This is a genomic window from Segatella copri, from assembly GCF_003465495.1.
Classification (GTDB): domain Bacteria; phylum Bacteroidota; class Bacteroidia; order Bacteroidales; family Bacteroidaceae; genus Prevotella; species Prevotella copri_G.
Genome location: NZ_QSAV01000013.1, coordinates 25,717 through 44,526, shown reverse-complemented (window position 1 = coordinate 44,526; position 18,810 = coordinate 25,717). Strand labels below are relative to the sequence as shown.

Below are 18,810 nucleotides of genomic sequence, written 5' to 3'. Positions count from 1 at the left end.
AGACAACTCTGATTACTTTAATCTTTCCCATAATTCAACTTTTTGACTATGAATAATACATTTAACTCATTTTTCCTTTAATACTACTTGCTCATTACAAGCTGCTCCCCAATCACTTATAATCTTATTCCAAGCAGGGATTTCGCTTCGCGGAACACGTCTGTGGTGTATTACACACTCCTTATGCATAACAATCTGATTGCCTGTTTGAGAATAAGTGCGACAAAAATCAACCCATGCAGTATGAATCTGATAAGGTGCGGGGAGACTACTGACCTCCATTTTCTCTGGAATCAAAATCTTTACATCACGTACTTCCTTGGACCGCAAGTCTATCATGTAATCGGAAACCCGTTTGGTTGTATCCACTGGAGTCAGAAAAAGACTCTCATCGAGATTGGTATCTAAATAAACAGTACCGTCAACCAGTTGCCCAGCTCCCTTTTTCATAAAAAAAGCAGTGATATTCAAAGACTCATCCCGAGGACGATTTCCCGTCATCACTATATCCCCAATCTTATCCAATCGTTCATCAACCCCCATCGCTGCCACCAAGGCCTTCTCTTTTTCATCTTGTGCCGTAGCGTCATTCCCCACTAGTATCCAAGACTTCATATCGCCCTTCCATTTAGAGTACAATTTTCCCTTTATATCGTAGTTTCCATCATCCCCAGATTCTAAGGTCGTCTGATATGTTATAGAAGAAAAGCAAGAATCAGCAGCCAGCTCAGGTAACTTATTCATACGAAAGCTATCTGCGTCTTCTATCAAAGCCATCCTTCCTTGTATATTGTCTGGCACATAGCCTAGAGGAACATATGGATTCGTAGCATCCAGATAATATGGCTTTCCCTGATAGAAAACCGTACATATCGCATGATCAATAGATGCAATAGAAGGATTTTCCTGCAAAGAATAAGGTACATCCCATGTCCCTATATCCGTTTGACGAGCATCAAAGCCTTGCGCCTTGAGCAAGGTTTTGAGCAAAAGAGCCATAGCCTTGCAATCACCATAACGCTTACGAATAGTTTCAGCAGGTGTTGCCGGTTGATGGGCAGAAATGCCTGCCTCAAAAGCCAAATATCTGATATTCTGCTGTACCCAGGCATAAGTATTGGCTATCTTGTCATAATCGTTTTTTGCCCCTTTCTGTATCTCTCTTAGTATTTCTTCTTGATTAGGAATAGAGCAATCCACATTAGCCAACTGATGAGACCAGACAAACATATCTTGCAGACTTTGGAATGCTCCCAACACCAAGAGATGAGGAGCACTATATCCCCAAGATGGAGAATTAGGTTCTATCAGCTGTGCAGGTAAGGAATGAATCACATAAGTAAAAACGGAATCTCCCTCAGCATTACATGTAGTACTTTTCTCTATACCAGCAGGAAGATTATATTCTTTTATCCGAAACTGCTGGAAGGCTTTTGGCTTGATTACCTCTATCTTCTTATGCTCTACATAATTAGCTTCACACAAAGGAATAGTTGTGAAATAAATAGGATTGAGATAGGTTCGAGTAAAAGAAGCCTTCAGAGTCTTGCCTACCTTTGGAATCTGATAGCTAAAGTAGCAAATCTTGGTATCATCGTAAAAAACATTACGAGGAATGGCTGACTTGTATTGTGCATACCCCTTACACTGTGCCTTGTCCAAACGAATAAACTCTCCGTAATAAGCACATGGTTGAACTAGAGCGGAATATTGGGTTACACCATACTCATAATCCGTAGTGTTAACAACAATAGTCTTACCTGCGTCATCAGTTTTGAAGACGTATCTATCATTGCATTGCAATATATGCACATTGTCATCAGCTTTTTGAGCCGAGATGGGTTGCAAAAAAGCGAAGAGCAATACCAGCATACTATCTAAATCAGCAAGTCTGTATTGGAGCATTTTTCTCATTTTCATTATACTCTGCTTCTTTTATTTATTCTGTTTGCAAAAATAAGAAAAAAAAACGAGAACAAAGGATAAGAAAAGAAATTATTTTGTTTTTTGCGTTAAAAGCATATCATAATAATATAAAAAAGACAAAAGTTACCAGCTGACGATAACTTTTGCCTTTTCACTTTATATTTCTATCTTTTACATCATCATCAAACCTTAAATTTCGCAGCCTGCTCCTCAATATAGGCAGCATCGCTGAAGTAGTCGATACGCATAGCCTTGCGAACCTCATCCATGGTCTGGGCTGCAAACTCGCGGGCATCCTCGCTACCCTTCTTCAGGATATTGAATACCTCAGGAATATCCTGCTCAAACTCATGACGGCGGGCACGGATTGGGTCGAGCATCTTGTTGATGACGCTGTTCAGGAACTTCTTGCAGGTACCGTCACCGATACCACCCTTCACATACTGCTCCTTCAACTCATCCAAAGTCTTGAACTCTGGCCAGAACTCTGCGAAGTCCTCAGGAGTAGAGAATGCCTCCAGATAAGTGAACACGGCATTGCCCTCCAGATGTCCCGGCTCTTCCATGCTCATGCGTGGCTCACCGTTAGACATCTTCTTCACCTTCTTCCAAACGGTCTTCTCATCGTCGCTCATGTAGATGCAGTTGCCGAGACTCTTACTCATTTTCTCCTTACCGTCAGTTCCTGGAAGACGACGGCAGCAGGCAATCTCTGGAAGCAGAATCTCCGGCTCTACCAATACAGGTGCATAAGTCTGGTTGAAGCGGCGAACCAACTCGCGGGTTACCTCCAGCATAGGCTCCTGGTCCTCACCGGCAGGCACGGTTGTAGCCTTGAAAGCGGTGATGTCGGCAGCCTGGCTCACAGGATAGCAGAAGAAACCGAGCGGAATGTTTGCCTCGAAGTTACGCATCTTGATCTCTGTTTTCACGGTTGGGTTACGCTGAACACGAGATACAGAGATGAGGTTCATCAAATAGGTAGTCAACTCAGCCAACTCTGGAATCATACTCTGGATATAGAGTGTACACTTCTGTGGGTCGAGGCCCGCAGAGAGATAGTCAAGAGCCACCTCTGTAATGTTCTGGCGAATCTTCTCAGGATTGTCGGCATTATCAGTCAAAGCCTGAACATCTGCCATGAAAACGAACATTCTGTCGAAGTCGCCAGCGTTCTGAAGTTGTACTCGGCGCTGCAGAGAGCCGATGTAATGACCCAGGTGAAGTTTACCTGTAGGACGGTCGCCCGTCAATATAATCTTTCCCATTTTCTTGCAATTTATTATTATTTTTGTGCAAAGGTACAACAAAATATTGAGAAACTGCAAGAAATGGTGAAAAAATAACAAAATGAGCGGGAGAAGGAAGGGATAGGTGAACGAAAAACGGGGCACCCCTTTGGATGCCCCGCCACCAATTAAAATAATTGATTGTCGCATTATAAACTTACCGTACTACTTAGCGATCATGATCGTTACACGGTTCTTTGCGTTTTCTGCAAAAGGCTGCACACGTGCACCCTTAGATTTTTCTGTAATGCGCTCAGAAGGTATATTATATTTCTTTGTCAGCATCCAAACCACAGCTGCTGCTCGCTTGGCAGCGATGCGGTCGTTGATGACGTCATTGCCTGTACCCTTGTCAGCATAGCCGGTTACTACAACCTTTGCCTCTGTGTTCTTGTTCAGGAAGTCAACCACCTCACGGATCTTAGCATCCTCAGAAGGAGCAATCTTGTAAGAATTGATGGTGAAGAAGATGTCACGGCGAATCTCCTCTACCTTCTTTTCTACAGGAGCTGGCTTAGGCTCTGGCTTAGGAGCTACATATTCCTGCTTAGGAGCTGGTGCCGGAGCAGGTTCCTCTACCGGCTTAGCCTTCTTGGTATAGCTCTTGCCCAGGTTGATGCGTACACCTGCCAGTGCATTGAAGTACCAGTCAGGGTTATCTGCCTTCTTAGAGTTGTACTTGTCTGAAATCATGTTGGCATTACCTTCAAGCATGATGCTCACAGCCTTGTTTACCTTGAATTCCAGGTCGATACCGGCTCTGCCGTAAGGGCGAACCTTCTTTCCCTGCCAGAGATATTCCAGCAGATAGTTGTTCTGATTCTTGATGTTGGCAGCCAGGTCGTTTACCTCCTGGTTAGCTCCTGCCCAGTTGATACCACCACCTACGAAGGCAGTAGCGTTGAACACGCGATTCGGGTTCCAACCACAGAAGAGGTTAGAGAGGTTGAACATGAAGTCCACACCCGGAGCTACATATTTCCATTTGTAGCTGGCGGTATACGGAGTACCGTCCTTGGTAGCCTTGTATCCGTTCCATCCGCCCTTGCTCCAGATACCGTTTATCTGACCACGGAGTCCGAAAACAGGAGAGAACTGGTAGCCGATGGCACCCTGGAAGTTAGGAGAAAGCAGGTCTGAGAAGCTTGCCTCACCCACAGTATATTGCCCACCAGCCTGAATATCCAGGAACCAGTGACGCTTAAACTGATATTCGTTTCCGTCCTTGTCTGTGTAGGATGCTTGCGCCATAGCGGCTGTAGAGCCGATGGCTAACATGGCCGTTGCCATGAACAGTTTAATTGATTTCATAACTTTCTACATTAAATTTTATTTCTTTACGAATTTCTTTCCATTCACAATGTAGATACCAGAACGATTCATCTGCTTTACCTTACGTCCCTGGACATCATAGATTACATTGTTCTTCTCAGTAGAATTCACAACATGTTCGATACCAGTAGCCTTATCATTGTCTACTTCGATTGTAATCGTCATTCTTGGGTTTGTATGACAGTCACTGGCTTGGGTTGTGGTCTTGTCCTCAAGGAACTTTCCAAAGTTTGTATCTCCGAAGGTTCCCTGCAAAATTACGATAGCGTAACTATTGGCTTTCAATTCACCTTCTCTAATAGGAGTATCAAAAACTAACAGCAATGTCGGCGTTGTCGGATCTTCTGGATCTACATAGCTTTCAAAGTGTCCTGTACGAATCGTCTTGTTGTTGTCGTAAACTGCAAGTCTCACTTCTCTATCAGGATTAGCAACCAAGCCATCATAGTATCCAATGTTTTTAATCATAAATCCATTCAATGCAACATCCTTGACAAAACCTGATATATCAGGCAACATCTGGTATATTGAATAATCTGATTTAAGATTTGGATCTTCAGGAGAGCCGCCCTTTCCTATCGTAAAGCTTACCTTGATAGCTTGTGTCTTTACTTCCTTATTATTCTTTTCATAATGGAAGGTTCCTTCTGGGATTACCAGCTGATAGCTAGCCTTTGCCAGGTCTGTCAACGCAACAGTAAACTGATTGTCTTTTCCTGTTACCGGAGTAAAGGTAACGTCTTTCACACGCTCACCCTTCTCATTAGCAATATAGGCATCAGCATCACTCATTACTGTAACATGAGTCAACTCATCGAAAGAAAGAGTCAGGAGATCGGCATTGCTTCCTACTATTGCAGGTGTCAACTTGTAAGCTGTCTCTACGGTCTTGATAGCAGCAGCCGGTTTTTCAACCTCAACGAATGCGAAGGCACTGGTCAGACTGCTTTGCCAATATGGAGCAGCAACAGCTGCTTCTGTCTGATATTTCTTGTCTGCATGATTACACAAAGCATAAGCAACGCTAGAACTTCCCGTTACAGATGGATAAGATCCCTTGAATGAGAAAGTACCCAATGCTTTGTCTGCATCAAAGACATCACCCGATTCGAGTTGTACAGCAGAACCATCCAGTTTGGCAATTCTAAGTTTGCTTACTTCTGCACCTGCATCAGCTGTCACTCCATTGACATTCAGCATATTGTCATCAGCATCACCCAAGGTGAACACTCCGCTATTGTCTAACGCCTCAAATGCAGAAGCTTCATCTATATTGTCTACTAACAGAACCTGTTTGTTACTTACGGCAAGATACTTTCGTTCATTCTTCTTATTTACACTGGCTATCTTATACCACTTCTTGTTCTCAGGAAGGAGAACATCCGTTTCATTATAATAAGCATCTATAGCAGCCTTGAATTCTGCATCTGTTGATGCCTCATTCCCGACTACTTCGTTCAAAGCAACATAAGCGGCACTGGTAACCTTAGGATAGCCCACCGAATTATTCTGCAACAATTTCAGAGCTTTCAAATATGCGGCAGAACCGACAACAACATATTCTACATCAAAAGCCTTATTGTAGCGTTCCCATTCGGCATCGCCCTTCTTGTCGTTGCAAACTACATTAGCAGGAACAATAAGTTTATAAGTACCCTTCTTTGAGATAGCACCTGCAGCGCCCTGTATTTCAAAATTAACTTTCGTATCAGATGCCTTGACAGCCTTTGCTATCAGATAGTCGTTACCATCTTTCAGTAATTTCACGCTGGCAGCCTCATCTACATATCCAACCTTCTCTCCGAAGTCTACGGCAATAGTAAGAGGTAAAGTTTCAACGGTTCCCGCTGCAGGAGTAATCGAAACAGGACTAAAAGGAGCCTTGATGACAAAAGAGAATTTCATTTCCTTGTTCTCAAAGCCTTCCTTATCAACAAAACTCTTTGCAGGAACCGTAAGTGTATATGTACCATTCTTTGCTATCTGGCTAGCAGCAGATAAGGTCACCACATTGTCTTTTACAGTAGCAGAAAGCGTTTCGCTGCTCGTTCCATCAGAGAGTGTGATTTTGGATGCATCTTTAACCAGCATGTTGCGGTCGAATGTAAGATGCATGTTTTCAAAGTACTCTAAAACACTGCCATTCTCCAAATCACCTGTAGCTGTCAGAATGGTAGACGGCATGGTATAGAGTACCGTAATCTTTTTTAATTGAGCATTCGAAAAACTGTTTTTGTATATTAAGTCATGGATATCCTGCTTTTTATCATTAATCCATGTCTTGTATCCATCTTCCTGACTTCCTAATTCATCGTCTGTCACTCGAAGATCACCTACAGTACTACCTTCAGAGAAAGATACTCTGTCAAGACGTCCGATATCAGGTGCATGCACTTTCATCAAAGCCTGCTGACTGACTTTGAGATAATAGGAGATATCATGAGTATAGCGATTAGTAAAGTTTACGATGGCTGTACCCAATCCCAGATTACCCCACTCAAAATCAATAGTAATGTCGCCATTAGAGAAAACATTATCAGTAACGGGAACTTCATTACTATTACCTTCAGGTGGAGTTATGGAAGGAGTAAGGCTGAGTGGCTGACTGAAATCAAATACAACAGTGCGCTGTATCTGAGCCCAACCGGGGGCAGACACACAAGCCAGTAATATGACAAACAATGATTTCTTCATAATAGGTAAGTTTAAATGTTTTATTAGCGCATGTTCATATCTATTTCGTCAGTAGCCGTCTTTACACACAGTTTCCAAGTGCCGTCTACTTTCACCGGATTGAACATATAAGCTGTCTTTGCCGGTTCAGCGGTTCCAGCCTGTTTTGCCGTTGCAAAGGTAACATCATATTTCACATCATTGCAGCCTTGCAACTGGAATGAGTAATATACGCGTGTATAATCCAATACAGGGAACATCTTAAACTTGTTAAGATATCTTTGTCTTGTTTCTTCTGTGAGAGGTTTCACTTCTTGCGTAGAATCGGTATATTCATGCAAATTGGCAAGCACTGCGTTATAATCCTTTGCCTTGAGTTGCGCCATGGCATCATCACAAAGTTTCAACATAGCAGCCGTATCTTCTTCTGTCAATTCGCTTCTGAATTCATCAACCTGCTGTTCGCGACTTTTCTTTTTCTCACCGCATGAACATAATGAGAAGACCAATATAGCCAAGAGAGAATAATATATAGTTTTTTTCATACCCGTCACATTTTTAAATAAAAAGAGGGTGCGCCGCTCTTTTAGGCACACCCTCTAATTAGAGCTTAATTATTAATTTCCTTTTCAATAAATGTCTTAATCACCGATTGTACCGTTGATTGTGAACTCAACCTTAGTAGTAAACTCACCCCACTCGTAAGCGATAGTGATAGGAACTCTTACCTTGAAGGTTTCTACGTTACCACCATTGTTGTAGTACCAGATAGTACCGAACTTAGCCTTATTAGCCTCCATGAAGGTTGCCAAAGCAGCATTCTGACTTGCAGAGTTGTAAGAAGTCAAATCGTTGGTGTAAGTTACCTTACCCTTAGTCTTAGAATCTGTAGCAACACCACTTCTATTACCGCATCTGAGTTCAACGTCTCCACTAATCTTATCCATTGTAGTCCAATGACCGCCGCCAAGAGTTGTCTCAACGTTAGCAGGTGTAGTATCGATCGTAATAGACTTCACATTGTAGTAACCCCAGAACCAGAGGTGGTCACCCCACATATTACTCTGGTTAGCTACACAACCTGCCTCAGAAACAGTAGCAGTATTCCAACCACGCCAGTCGTACAACTTAAAGAGATCAAGAGCGTAGATAACGTTACCATTGGTGTTAGCATCGATACGTGGCTCTGTAGCAACATCAATCAAGTTGATTGGACGCTCCCAAGATGTCAGGAAGATACCATCCTTAACAAACTCAGCAACACCACAAGTATTCTCAGTTACAACACCTACCCAAGAGCGAAGCTCCTTCTGGATATTAGCATTCGCTGGTTCATAACCAATCGCATTCAAGACAGTCTTTGTTGTTTCATTCTTTATCAATGTAATCTCACTAGTAGCAGGATCCAATGTTGCAATTTTAACATAAGAAGTACCCTTTACTGCATAGAGATCTTCATTCATGAATGCACCATCTGCGTAGTCAATAGCACAACCCTCAAGAGTTTCCTGCAACTTAGCCTTGCTGAATACGTGAGAGTCACCAATGATATACTTGCAGAACAACTTGTTCCACTTGGTATCAGCAGCACTTCTCTGTGGAGTGATTGTATAACCACCAACTACAACAGGCTCAGGAACGAAGTAATACTTGTGAGGACCTACTAACTTAGCAACATTACCCTTCAAAGTAGAAGTAACCTTGCGGCTAATACCAAGGATATCGCCACCATTTGTAGGCTCCTTAACATCGAAGATAACAGCTTCCTTACCATTTACAGAACCATCAAGTCCCTTCCAGTACTCAGGAATCAACTCACCGAATGTCTGGTTCTTATTGATACGTGACAAGTTGTAAGTCAACTTAACATAGATGTAAGGATACTTAGCCTTTGCATTACCTACGTAACGTACATAGCGAGTTACAGTAACAGGATTAACCTGATCATGAGTCAACTTCTCAAGATCTGCAGCAGTTAAGTGCCACTTGAAGGCATGGTTAGTTGTACCCTCTGTATTACCGAAGTACTCGATATTACCAAGATCATCAGCAGCGTTGTATGTACCACCCTTCTCAGGAGCAGCCTTGAACATCTTCAGATCCAAAGTAGTATTACCAGCAGCATCAGTACCGTATGTGCCCTTTTGATCAATAGTATACTGCTCATCGAAGTCCTTCTTTGTCATATTCTCAAGACCCTCTGTCAATACAGTTGCAGAGAACTGAGCCCATGTAGTCTTCAAATCATCAATATCATTGCAGAGATCGAACTTAGCATCCTTCGTCAACAAATCAATTGCCTTATTAGGAGCAACCTCAGGGTTCTGACGTGTAATGTGAATCAAGATGTAACCATCCAAAACCACCTGGTCACCACGCTTAACGAGTACCTGAACCAATGGCTCACGGTCGATAGAAGTAGCAGACTCAGAAGTTGGATTACCCTCTGCATCAACATTCCATGCACGGAGAATACCAGCATCCTGGTTAACCCACTTAGCATAACGGCTATCAATTGTAGCGTTGCCGTCTACCTTGTACTCAACGAGGTTAAACTGATAGGTCAAACCCCATTCCTTACCTTCTTCTAATGACATCTCCTTCAGGTTAACACCAAGCTTATTAGGAGTACCAGGAGTAAACTGCTTAACATCCTCTACCAACATATGGAGTCCGAGGTAGCTTGCAATATCAATACCCTCTGCGCTGTTATAGTAAAGTTCGAGAGCTGCACCATTTGGATCTTTCAAAGCCTCCTGAGGTGAATCATAAACGTGAACCTGAGCAGTAGCATCAGCAGCAGTTGTACCGAATGTATTAGCAGTAGGAATACCCTTTTCGTCACCCATACGGGTATTAGGCAGACCTAATCCAGCATAATGAGGTTTCAATCTCCAGTACAAAGCCTCGAGGTAAGCCTTCTGTGGCTGAATCAAAGCATAATCAGAAGTAACCTTGCCTTCAGCTACTGTACTTGCAGCAGTCTTAGCCTGCAAAGCAATCGTATTAGCTGTCTCATTCTTATCTTTAACAGTTGGGAATGGTTCCAACTTTTCAGGATGCTGAATCTTCAAACCTGCTGTAACAATACCATTAGAAGTATTGAAGAGAGCCTTACCTGCATCGTTCGTCTCTGGAGAAGTAATATTTCCAAGCACTGAAGCAGTAGCACGAGTATGATAATTCAAGATTGTTGGCTCAAGGAGATTGAAGCCCTGAATATCCTCGTATGCCATATCAGCATTTGATGGATTCATATGATACTTAACACCCCAAGCAGGGCCATAATCAAATTCTGTTGTAATCGCAGAAACCGGATCATTTTCCAATCTATCAGGCAAATAGTTATCGAGACCTGTAATTGTCTTATGGCTACCATCAGTAGTAGTCAAGCGGCTAAGACCTGGCAAATTGGTCTTATGTGTCAAGTAATCACCATGCAAGTAGTCATAAGTCAAAGTCTCAATACCATCCAAGTAGAGATTTGGCATGAATACCAAGCCTGTCAAATCACCAGTAAGTGAAATAACGACCTTTTCACCAGAAATACCCTTAACACCTGTGAGGATTAAGTTTTGCTTATCCAAAGTAGCGGTGATAGAGTTTGGAGTTTCTGATACAAACTGAACATTACTCTGTTTTACCTTCTTGCCATCCTTGTAGATGTCGAAGTAACCAGATTCAGCATTAGGAACAAAGTACTCATAAGATGCTGCGGATGCGCTTGTGCCTGCATCACCCTTGTCACCCTTGACGCCTTGATCACCCTTGTCACCCTTGACGCCTTGATCGCCCTTCTCGCCCTGAGGACCACGAGCCAAGTTGTCTGTCTTTTTACCATTCTCATACCAGTAACCATCGGCACCGATAGTCCATGCAGTACCAGGAGCGCCATCCTTACCATTTGAAATAGTGACTGATTTTCCATCACTGAGCTTTACAGTAATACCATCACTAGTTTCTGTTACTCCGGTAACAAGACCACCACCCTTAATCAAATTCTGAATGGTCTCAATTGCTTTTGCATTAGAATCAATCTGCTGTTGCAAATTACTAATGTCATCATCGTAGTCCTTACAAGAAGTAAATGTGCTTACCGAGGCAATTGTCAATGCACCCATAAGCAGCGCGCTAAAATACTTTCTTTTCATACGGTAATAATTTATAAAGTTATACGATTTTCCTAGCCTTTCGGCAGGAAGTTATTAATTAATTCTCTATATCGAATTAAGAGTTCCGTTTGATGAAAAGAGTCTGCACTCTTAGAAAAGTTCTTCGTTCTCTTTCAAAGGTCCTCTTAGAAAAGTTATTTTATCGTTCTTATATATCGTGTGGCTTTTTATAACCACTAAGTTCTTATTGTTCTTATATGTCGTGGCTTTTTGTCGCCACTCAGTTCTTGTTGTATATGGAATATCTCCAGCCAGGAGATTTTTCATGTTGCAAATATAAGTATATTTTTCGAAACTTGCAAGTTTTTGAGCATTTTTTTTTCAAAAAAGGCTAATTTTCTTATGTTTTTTATAAAATAGCCCCCATATTGGGCTTCTAACCCGTCCATTTTCCCTGTTTTCCTCCATTTTTCCGATATAAAACCTACACCTTATTATATATAGGGGAGATTGGCGGTCCTACACCTTATTATATATATAAGGACCATCTAGATACGAATGTATGAGTAAATCGTATTACACCAAGCCGCCTCATTCTGATAACTCAAGTGCTTCATTCAGCAACTGAGCTACTTCGTTCAGCCAACGCAGCCATATTATTCAGCCAACGAAATTGACTCTTCCACCCAACGAAATCGAATCTTTAACCCAACGAAACCGAATCTTCCGCCCAGCGCAGTCGTATCTTTAACCCAACGCAGTCATATCTATCGACTCAATGAAGCGTATAAACTTGTTAAATGACGTACATGATTTCATCTACTTACTTAAACTGGCTGGCTGCCCATTACACCTTATCATATATACTGGCATTGATGTGAATATCGGAAAAGTATCAATGACGATGTGATAGACAGATACAACGATATGCTTATCGAAGCTATCAGTATATGAGAGGGAGGTAGAGTTATTCCGCCAACGATGCAGGAGAAATTACGTCACGACGTAACAACAACTACGTCCCGACGCAGTGACAGCTACGTCGGGACGCAGTTTCAGGAGCATCCTGCCCATTATCAAGTAAGCCTCATTTCCATTTTTGGTGATAAAAAGACGAAAAAAAGGGGCTATATTGAACGTAAAACCCTTGTTTTGTTCAGTCAATGCACCAAGCGTTCCAATGAATAGAACAATGAAGCCTGTTTCGAAGGGCATCGAAACAGGCTTCATTTTTTTATCCTAGAATTCTGCGTTCTTTGGTGTACGTGGGAATGGAATCACGTCGCGGATATTCTGCATACCGGTTACGAAGAGAATCAGACGCTCGAAACCGAGACCGAAACCTGCGTGTGGGCATGAACCATACTTACGGGTATCGAGATACCAGTTCATATCCTTCATAGGGATGTTGCGAGCCTCAATCTCACCCATCAGCTTGTCATAGCTCTCCTCACGGACAGAACCACCGATAATCTCACCAATCTGTGGGAACAGTACGTCGGTACCCTGAACGGTCTGACCGCTCTTGCCGCCGAAACCACTCTCCTCCTCGTCTATCTTCATATAGAATGCCTTGATAGCCTTAGGATAGTTGGTCATGATAACCGGGCGCTTGAAGTGCTCCTCTACGAGGAAACGCTCATGCTCTGAAGCCAGGTCATCACCCCACTCGCATGGGAACTCAAACTTCTTACCGTTGGCAATAGCCTCCTGAAGGATGCGGATACCCTCGGTATATGGAAGATGAACGAAGTCGGAATTCAATACGCCTTCCAGACGGGCAATCAGACCCTTGTCTATCATCTTGTTCAAGAAAGCAAGATCGTCCTTGCAATGCTCCAGAGCCCAACGGATACAATACTTGATGAAGTCTTCCTCCAACTCCATCAAACCGTCCATATCCAGGAAAGCAACCTCTGGCTCTACCATCCAGAACTCAGCCAGGTGGCGAGGAGTATTACTGTTCTCTGCACGGAAGGTTGGACCGAAGGTATAGATGGCGCCGAGTGCTGTAGCACCGAGCTCACCCTCCAACTGACCGGAAACGGTCAATGAAGTCTGCTTGCCGAAGAAATCATCAGAATAGTCAATCTTGCCATCCTCAGTCTTCTTCAGGTTGTAGAGGTTCTTGGTAGTTACCTGGAACATCTGACCTGCACCCTCGCAGTCGCTGGCTGTGATGAGCGGAGTATTGAAATAGAAATATCCATGCTCATGGAAGTAAGTGTGGATAGCCATTGCCATGTTATGGCGGATACGCATTACGGCACCAAAGGTATTGGTACGGAGACGGAGGTGAGCATACTGACGCATGTATTCGAAGCTCTGTCCCTTCTTCTGCATAGGATAGTCGTTGCCGCAGAGACCATAAATCTCGATGCTCTCGCACTGGATCTCAACACTCTGTCCGGCACCCTGGCTTTCTACCAGCGTACCTACGGCGCTGATACAAGCACCAGTAGTAATCTGACGGAGCTGATTCTCATCGACCTTTGATGGGTCGACTACTATCTGAATATTATTAATAGTAGAACCATCGTTAAGAGCGATAAAATCGACTGCTTTGCTACTACGATGGGTACGAACCCATCCCTTGACATTCACGATTGAGCCGTAGGCTGTACTCTTGAGCAAGTCTACAACTTTAGTTCTTTTTACTTTTTCCATTGTTAATTAATAGGTTAAAAAGGAGACTAAACAGATAGTCTCCTTTCTTATTATATCTTATTATCCTTATTCAAAAGCACCCATGCGGAGCATGTCTACCTCCTTCTCAGTAAGGAAGCGCCAGTCACCGCGACGGAGATTTTTCTTAGTCAAACCTGCGAACTGTACACGGTCGAGCTTGGTAACACGATAGCCGAGGCTCTCGAAGATACGGCGCACAATACGGTTCTTGCCACTATGAATCTCGATACCAACCTGTGCCTTGTCGCGATCATCAGCATACTCTACAGCATCTGCCTTGATCTCACCATCTTCCAGGGTGATACCCTCACGGATCTGATCCATATCGTGAGCTGTCAGGTTCTTATCGAGATGAACGTGATAAACCTTCTTCTTCAGGAACTTAGGGTGAGTAAGCTTAGAAGCCAGGTCACCATCGTTGGTCAAGAGAAGTACACCTGTTGTATTACGGTCGAGACGGCCTACAGGATAAATACGCTCAGGACAAACATCCTTTACGAGGTCCATCACAGTCTTGCGCTGCTGAGGATCATCGCTGGTTGTAACATAATCCTTTGGCTTGTTGAGCAATACGTATACCTTCTTCTCCAAAGTTACAGGAGCGTCGTGGAACTTCACCTCATCGGTACGAAGGATCTTGGTACCCAACTCGGTAACTACCTCACCATTGACAGTTACCAGACCTGCCTGGATGAACTCATCAGCCTCACGGCGAGAGCAAACACCAGCATTGGCGAGGAACTTGTTCAAACGCAATGGCTCTGTTGGGTCGATGTTTTCCTCCTTATATTCGATACGCTTCTTCATGCTATACTTAGCATTTGGATCGTAACCAGGAGTGTGCTGACGGAAACCGCCACCACGGTTGTTGCCATAGCCACCACCCTGTGGACGGCCATAACCACCACGGTTGTTGCCATAACCACCACCCTGTGGACGACCATAACCACCACGGTTGTTGCCATAGCCACCCTGTGGACGACCATAACCACTACGGTTGTTGCCATAGCCACCCTGCTGAGAACGAGACTGGTAGCCGCCCTGCTGGCGTGGCTGGTAGCCACCCTGCTGACGAGGCTGATAACCACCCTGCTCATCATTATTGTTGTAACGAGGACGATAGCCACCCTGCTGAGGACGAGACTGATAGCCTCCCTGCTGACGTGGCTGGTAGCCACCACGGTTGCTGTTACCATAACCACCACGGCTCTGATAGCTGCTGCGCTGTGGACGCTCGCTGCTGCCTGTACTCTGCAAGCCAGCACCGAAACCTTCAGGACGGAAACCGCCTTCGCTGTTACTGCTACTTCTGTCGCTGCTGTATGCGCGATGTGAATTGATACGAGGACGCTGTGTGCGACCTACTGGTCGATAACTCTTCTGATAACCACCTGCTGGGTTGTAGCCCTCACGGGTTCTCTCATTCTCAGAAGACTGATCTTGAGGTTTGTTTTCAAATTCTGAATCCATTTTCTTAAAATACTTAATAGCCTCACGGCTGGGTTAATAAATCTAATTTTTACGTTTATATATATGTACTAAAACTACAAAATTCCTTTGTGTATATTAGATACCTGTATAATTGCTTGGTGTGATTGCCATCAGTTCTGCCTTAACACTATCACTCACATTCAATCCCTGGATAAACTCATGAATAGTTTCCTCAGTCATGTGCTGGTTGGTACGTGTCAACGCCTTCAATGCCTCGTAAGGATGTGGATATGCCTCACGGCGAAGGATAGTCTGGATAGCCTCAGCTACAACTGCCCATGTATTATTCAAATCTTCCTGCAGTTTCTCCTCGTGAAGAATCAGTTTACGCAAGCCCTTCAATGTACTCTGGATAGCAATGACGCTATGACCGAGAGGCACACCGATGTTACGGAGTACAGTACTGTCGGTAAGGTCGCGCTGCAAGCGGCTAACCGGAAGTTTCTGTGCCAGGAACTGAAGAATGGCATTGGCTATGCCCAGGTTACCTTCACTGTTCTCATAATCGATAGGATTCACCTTGTGAGGCATCGCACTTGAGCCTACCTCACCTGCCTTGATCTTCTGCTTGAAGTAATCCATAGAGATATACATCCAGAAGTCACGGTCTAAGTCGATGATAATGGTGTTGATACGACGGATGGCGTCAAAGATAGCGCCAAGGTAGTCATAGTTACTGATCTGTGTGGTATACTGCTCGCGTTCCAAACCGAGTTTTTCGCTGACAAACTTGTTACCGAATGCTTTCCAGTCATACTGTGGATAAGCTACATGGTGAGCATTGTAGTTACCGGTAGCACCGCCGAACTTAGCTGTAATCTTGCAAGCCTTGAGCGAATTAAGCTGCTCAGTAAGACGGTAAACATAAACCATGATTTCCTTGCCCAGGCGGGTAGGTGAAGCAGGCTGTCCGTGAGTCTTAGCCAGCATAGGCACATTCTTCCACTCATCAGCATAAGTCTGGAGCTGTGCAATCAGCTCTTCAACCTGCGGATAGAAGCACTCTTCCAAAGCCTCTTTTACAGAGAGAGGCACACTTGTGTTGTTGATATCCTGAGATGTCAAACCAAAATGGATAAACTCCTTGTAAGCATCCAAGCCTCCGATCTTATCGAATTCTTCCTTGATAAAATACTCTACAGCCTTTACATCGTGATTGGTAATCTTCTCGATGTCTTTTACGCGCTGTGCTTCATTTTCGTCAAAATTACGATAAATGTCACGCAGACGTTCGAACAGCGACTTGTCGAAAGAAGCAAGCTGTGGCAAAGGTAACTCGCATAGAGTAATGAAGTATTCAATCTCTACGCGTACACGATAACGAATGAGAGCATACTCTGAGAAGTAGTTAGCGAGCTGCTCTGTTTTTCCCCTATAACGACCATCAATTGGTGATATGGCAGTCAATAAATCTAAATTCATAACAATACGTATTATATATAGGGTGCAAAATTAATGAATTATCGTGAGAAAACAGAGAAAATAGTGATAAAATAATTTAAAAGCATAAAAAAGGTCTCTCAACATTTGTTGAAAGACCTTCACCATTGTGGGCGTTGACGGATTCGAACCGCCGACCCTCTGCTTGTAAGGCAGATGCTCTAAACCAGCTGAGCTAAACGCCCTTAAAAAAAGTCCCTGCAACCACAAAAGTGAATCACAGGGAACACCCCCGTGGGCGCTGACGGATTCGAACCGCCGACCCTCTGCTTGTAAGGCAGATGCTCTAAACCAGCTGAGCTAAGCGCCCTTACTTTTCGTAAGCGGTTGCAAAGGTACGACTATTTTTTGGTTCCACCAAATTTTTCAGCAACTTTTTTCGTTTTTTTCTTCAAAAAAGTGCATTTTCTGGTGTTTTTCCTCATTTTTCAGGGTAAAAACGGTCAGTTTTTGCATTTCAATTGCCAAAAACAGCCAACCAAGAGAAAGTACTTACGATGGGACTGCCAAACCTCTTTCAACCCCAAAAGGTACTTATTGAGAAAGAAAAGTTCTTTTTTAAGAAATTCAAAGAAACAAAAAAGGCATTCTTCACAAGGAAGAATGCCCTATTCTATTTTTATACCTTATATTATATATACTGTATAATTACTCACCAACCTGAACAGTTGCACGACGGTTGTAAGAAGCAGGAGTCAAATCCTTAACACCACCGTTAGCCTTAACTACGATGTTCTCCTTAGCAACACCCAACTTAACGAGCTCATCAGCTACCTTCTCAGCACGAGCCTTAGAAATCTTCTGGTTAACAGCTGCAGAACCAGTAGCGCTGTCAGCATAACCGTTAACTACCAACTTAGCGTTGTTGTCCTTAGCGTACTGAGCGAGAGCCTGTACGTTTACGAGATCCTTCTTAGAAGCAACCTTAGACTTGCCGATGTTGAAGAATACAGAAACTGGAGTAGCAACATACTCCTTAACTGCCTTATCCTCTACAGACTTCTGGTTGTTCAAGAGATTCTTCAAACGGTCGTTCTCTGCATTAGCATCGTTCAACTTAGCATTGATAGCGTCGAGTTCTGACTGATGAAGAGCGTTGATAGCGTCAACATCTGGAACCTTGTTCCAAGTAGCCTTACCCAAGTTGTATGTAACACCGACCTCAACATTCAAAGAACGGTCGTGTCTTGCAATCACCTTGTCGATAGAGCGAGATGTGCTAGGCTTAGCACCTGCCAATACACCTGTGTAACCATCATAGTCGCTAGCACCTAATGCATAGTTTACATCGAGGTTGACAGCCCACTTCTTATTGATCTTGAACTCGTTCAAGATACCAACACCAACTACAGGAGCATAGCAGTTAGCGCTCATGTTACGGTTAATACCAAAACCTGCGTAAGGGATGCAATCCCAAAGACGAGCCTCGTTGTAACCACACAACATATTGCTAACATTGAACAAAACCTGCTCATTCAAAGTCCAATACTTATTTGCATTTGTTGACTTATTCTCAGAAACTACTGTACGGCCCCAAGCGCCATTGAACTTGGTACGGAGACCGAGACCTGGTGTGAACCACTTACCTACAGCAACAGAGAAGCCGAGATTGTTTCTGAAACCCTTGAGTGGGCTCTTAGAGAAACCATTGCCCTCTTCCTGGTTGCCCCAGAATGCAGAACCAGCAACGTTTGCCTGAACAAACCAATTGCTCCAGAAAGAATTTGTTGCAACGCTATACTTCTCAGTAGTTGCTGCATCCTGAGCCATACTGCCCATTGTTACGCTAGCCAATGCTAGCACTGCTAATAACTTTTTCATAACTTTATAATTTAAAAATCAATTTATATATATATATA

At 43.5% G+C, this 18,810-nt stretch carries 10 protein-coding genes and 2 tRNA genes; all 12 read right to left on the bottom strand.

Features of this window, described 5'->3' with window-relative positions:
• Window positions 1-66: 66 nt before the first annotated feature.
• Window positions 67-1,920 carry a transglutaminase domain-containing protein gene (locus DWV53_RS05470; RefSeq protein ID WP_118152179.1) on the bottom strand — a complete coding sequence of 618 codons (1,854 nt, stop codon included), beginning with the start codon at window positions 1,918-1,920 and terminating at the stop codon, window positions 67-69.
• A gap of 188 nt (window positions 1,921-2,108) precedes the next feature.
• Window positions 2,109-3,194: a tryptophan--tRNA ligase gene (gene trpS / locus DWV53_RS05465; protein ID WP_117695026.1), complete on the bottom strand. Its 1,086-nt coding sequence runs from the start codon at window positions 3,192-3,194 to the stop codon at window positions 2,109-2,111.
• Window positions 3,195-3,380: 186 nt separating this feature from the next.
• On the bottom strand, window positions 3,381-4,526 hold the full coding sequence (locus DWV53_RS05460; protein WP_118152177.1) for an OmpA family protein: 1,146 nt from the start codon (window positions 4,524-4,526) through the stop codon (window positions 3,381-3,383).
• An 18-nt stretch (window positions 4,527-4,544) separates the two neighbouring features.
• A complete protein-coding gene (locus DWV53_RS05455; RefSeq protein WP_147468739.1) occupies window positions 4,545-7,241 on the bottom strand; it encodes an Ig-like domain-containing protein in 2,697 nt (898 codons plus the stop codon).
• Window positions 7,242-7,264: 23 nt separating this feature from the next.
• Window positions 7,265-7,765, bottom strand: a complete 501-nt coding sequence (locus DWV53_RS05450) for a hypothetical protein (protein ID WP_118152173.1) — start codon at window positions 7,763-7,765, stop codon at window positions 7,265-7,267.
• A 96-nt stretch (window positions 7,766-7,861) separates the two neighbouring features.
• Window positions 7,862-11,371 carry a PL29 family lyase N-terminal domain-containing protein gene (locus tag DWV53_RS05445; protein ID WP_118152172.1) on the bottom strand — a complete coding sequence of 1,170 codons (3,510 nt, stop codon included), beginning with the start codon at window positions 11,369-11,371 and terminating at the stop codon, window positions 7,862-7,864.
• Between the two features lie 1,200 nt (window positions 11,372-12,571).
• Window positions 12,572-13,999, bottom strand: coding sequence for an asparagine--tRNA ligase (asnS, locus tag DWV53_RS05435; RefSeq protein WP_118152168.1), 1,428 nt, complete (start codon window positions 13,997-13,999; stop codon window positions 12,572-12,574).
• 66 nt (window positions 14,000-14,065) lie between these two features.
• Complete coding sequence (locus DWV53_RS05430) at window positions 14,066-15,490, bottom strand: pseudouridine synthase (protein ID WP_118152166.1); 1,425 nt, start codon at window positions 15,488-15,490, stop codon at window positions 14,066-14,068.
• A 96-nt stretch (window positions 15,491-15,586) separates the two neighbouring features.
• The gene (gene purB, locus DWV53_RS05425) at window positions 15,587-16,933 is read right to left on the bottom strand and encodes an adenylosuccinate lyase (protein ID WP_118152164.1); all 1,347 of its coding nucleotides are present in this window, start codon (window positions 16,931-16,933) and stop codon (window positions 15,587-15,589) included.
• Between the two features lie 128 nt (window positions 16,934-17,061).
• A tRNA-Val gene (locus DWV53_RS05420) sits at window positions 17,062-17,136 on the bottom strand.
• A 50-nt stretch (window positions 17,137-17,186) separates the two neighbouring features.
• Window positions 17,187-17,261, bottom strand: a tRNA-Val gene (locus DWV53_RS05415).
• A 338-nt stretch (window positions 17,262-17,599) separates the two neighbouring features.
• Entirely contained in the window at window positions 17,600-18,772 is a 1,173-nt protein-coding gene (locus tag DWV53_RS05410; protein WP_118152162.1) for an OmpA family protein, read from the bottom strand.
• Between the last annotated feature and the right edge of the window lie 38 nt (window positions 18,773-18,810).

Bases quoted from the DNA above. Each gene is read 5' to 3' on its own strand.
- DWV53_RS05470 (WP_118152179.1), bottom strand. From the start codon at position 1,920: ATGAAAATGAGAAAAATGCTCCAATACAGACTTGCTGATTTAGATAGT.
- trpS (WP_117695026.1), bottom strand. From the start codon at position 3,194: ATGGGAAAGATTATATTGACGGGCGACCGTCCTACAGGTAAACTTCAC.
- DWV53_RS05460 (WP_118152177.1), bottom strand. From the start codon at position 4,526: ATGAAATCAATTAAACTGTTCATGGCAACGGCCATGTTAGCCATCGGC.
- DWV53_RS05455 (WP_147468739.1), bottom strand. From the start codon at position 7,241: ATGAAGAAATCATTGTTTGTCATATTACTGGCTTGTGTGTCTGCCCCC.
- DWV53_RS05450 (WP_118152173.1), bottom strand. From the start codon at position 7,765: ATGAAAAAAACTATATATTATTCTCTCTTGGCTATATTGGTCTTCTCA.
- DWV53_RS05445 (WP_118152172.1), bottom strand. From the start codon at position 11,371: ATGAAAAGAAAGTATTTTAGCGCGCTGCTTATGGGTGCATTGACAATT.
- asnS (WP_118152168.1), bottom strand. From the start codon at position 13,999: ATGGAAAAAGTAAAAAGAACTAAAGTTGTAGACTTGCTCAAGAGTACA.
- DWV53_RS05430 (WP_118152166.1), bottom strand. From the start codon at position 15,490: ATGGATTCAGAATTTGAAAACAAACCTCAAGATCAGTCTTCTGAGAAT.
- purB (WP_118152164.1), bottom strand. From the start codon at position 16,933: ATGAATTTAGATTTATTGACTGCCATATCACCAATTGATGGTCGTTAT.
- DWV53_RS05410 (WP_118152162.1), bottom strand. From the start codon at position 18,772: ATGAAAAAGTTATTAGCAGTGCTAGCATTGGCTAGCGTAACAATGGGC.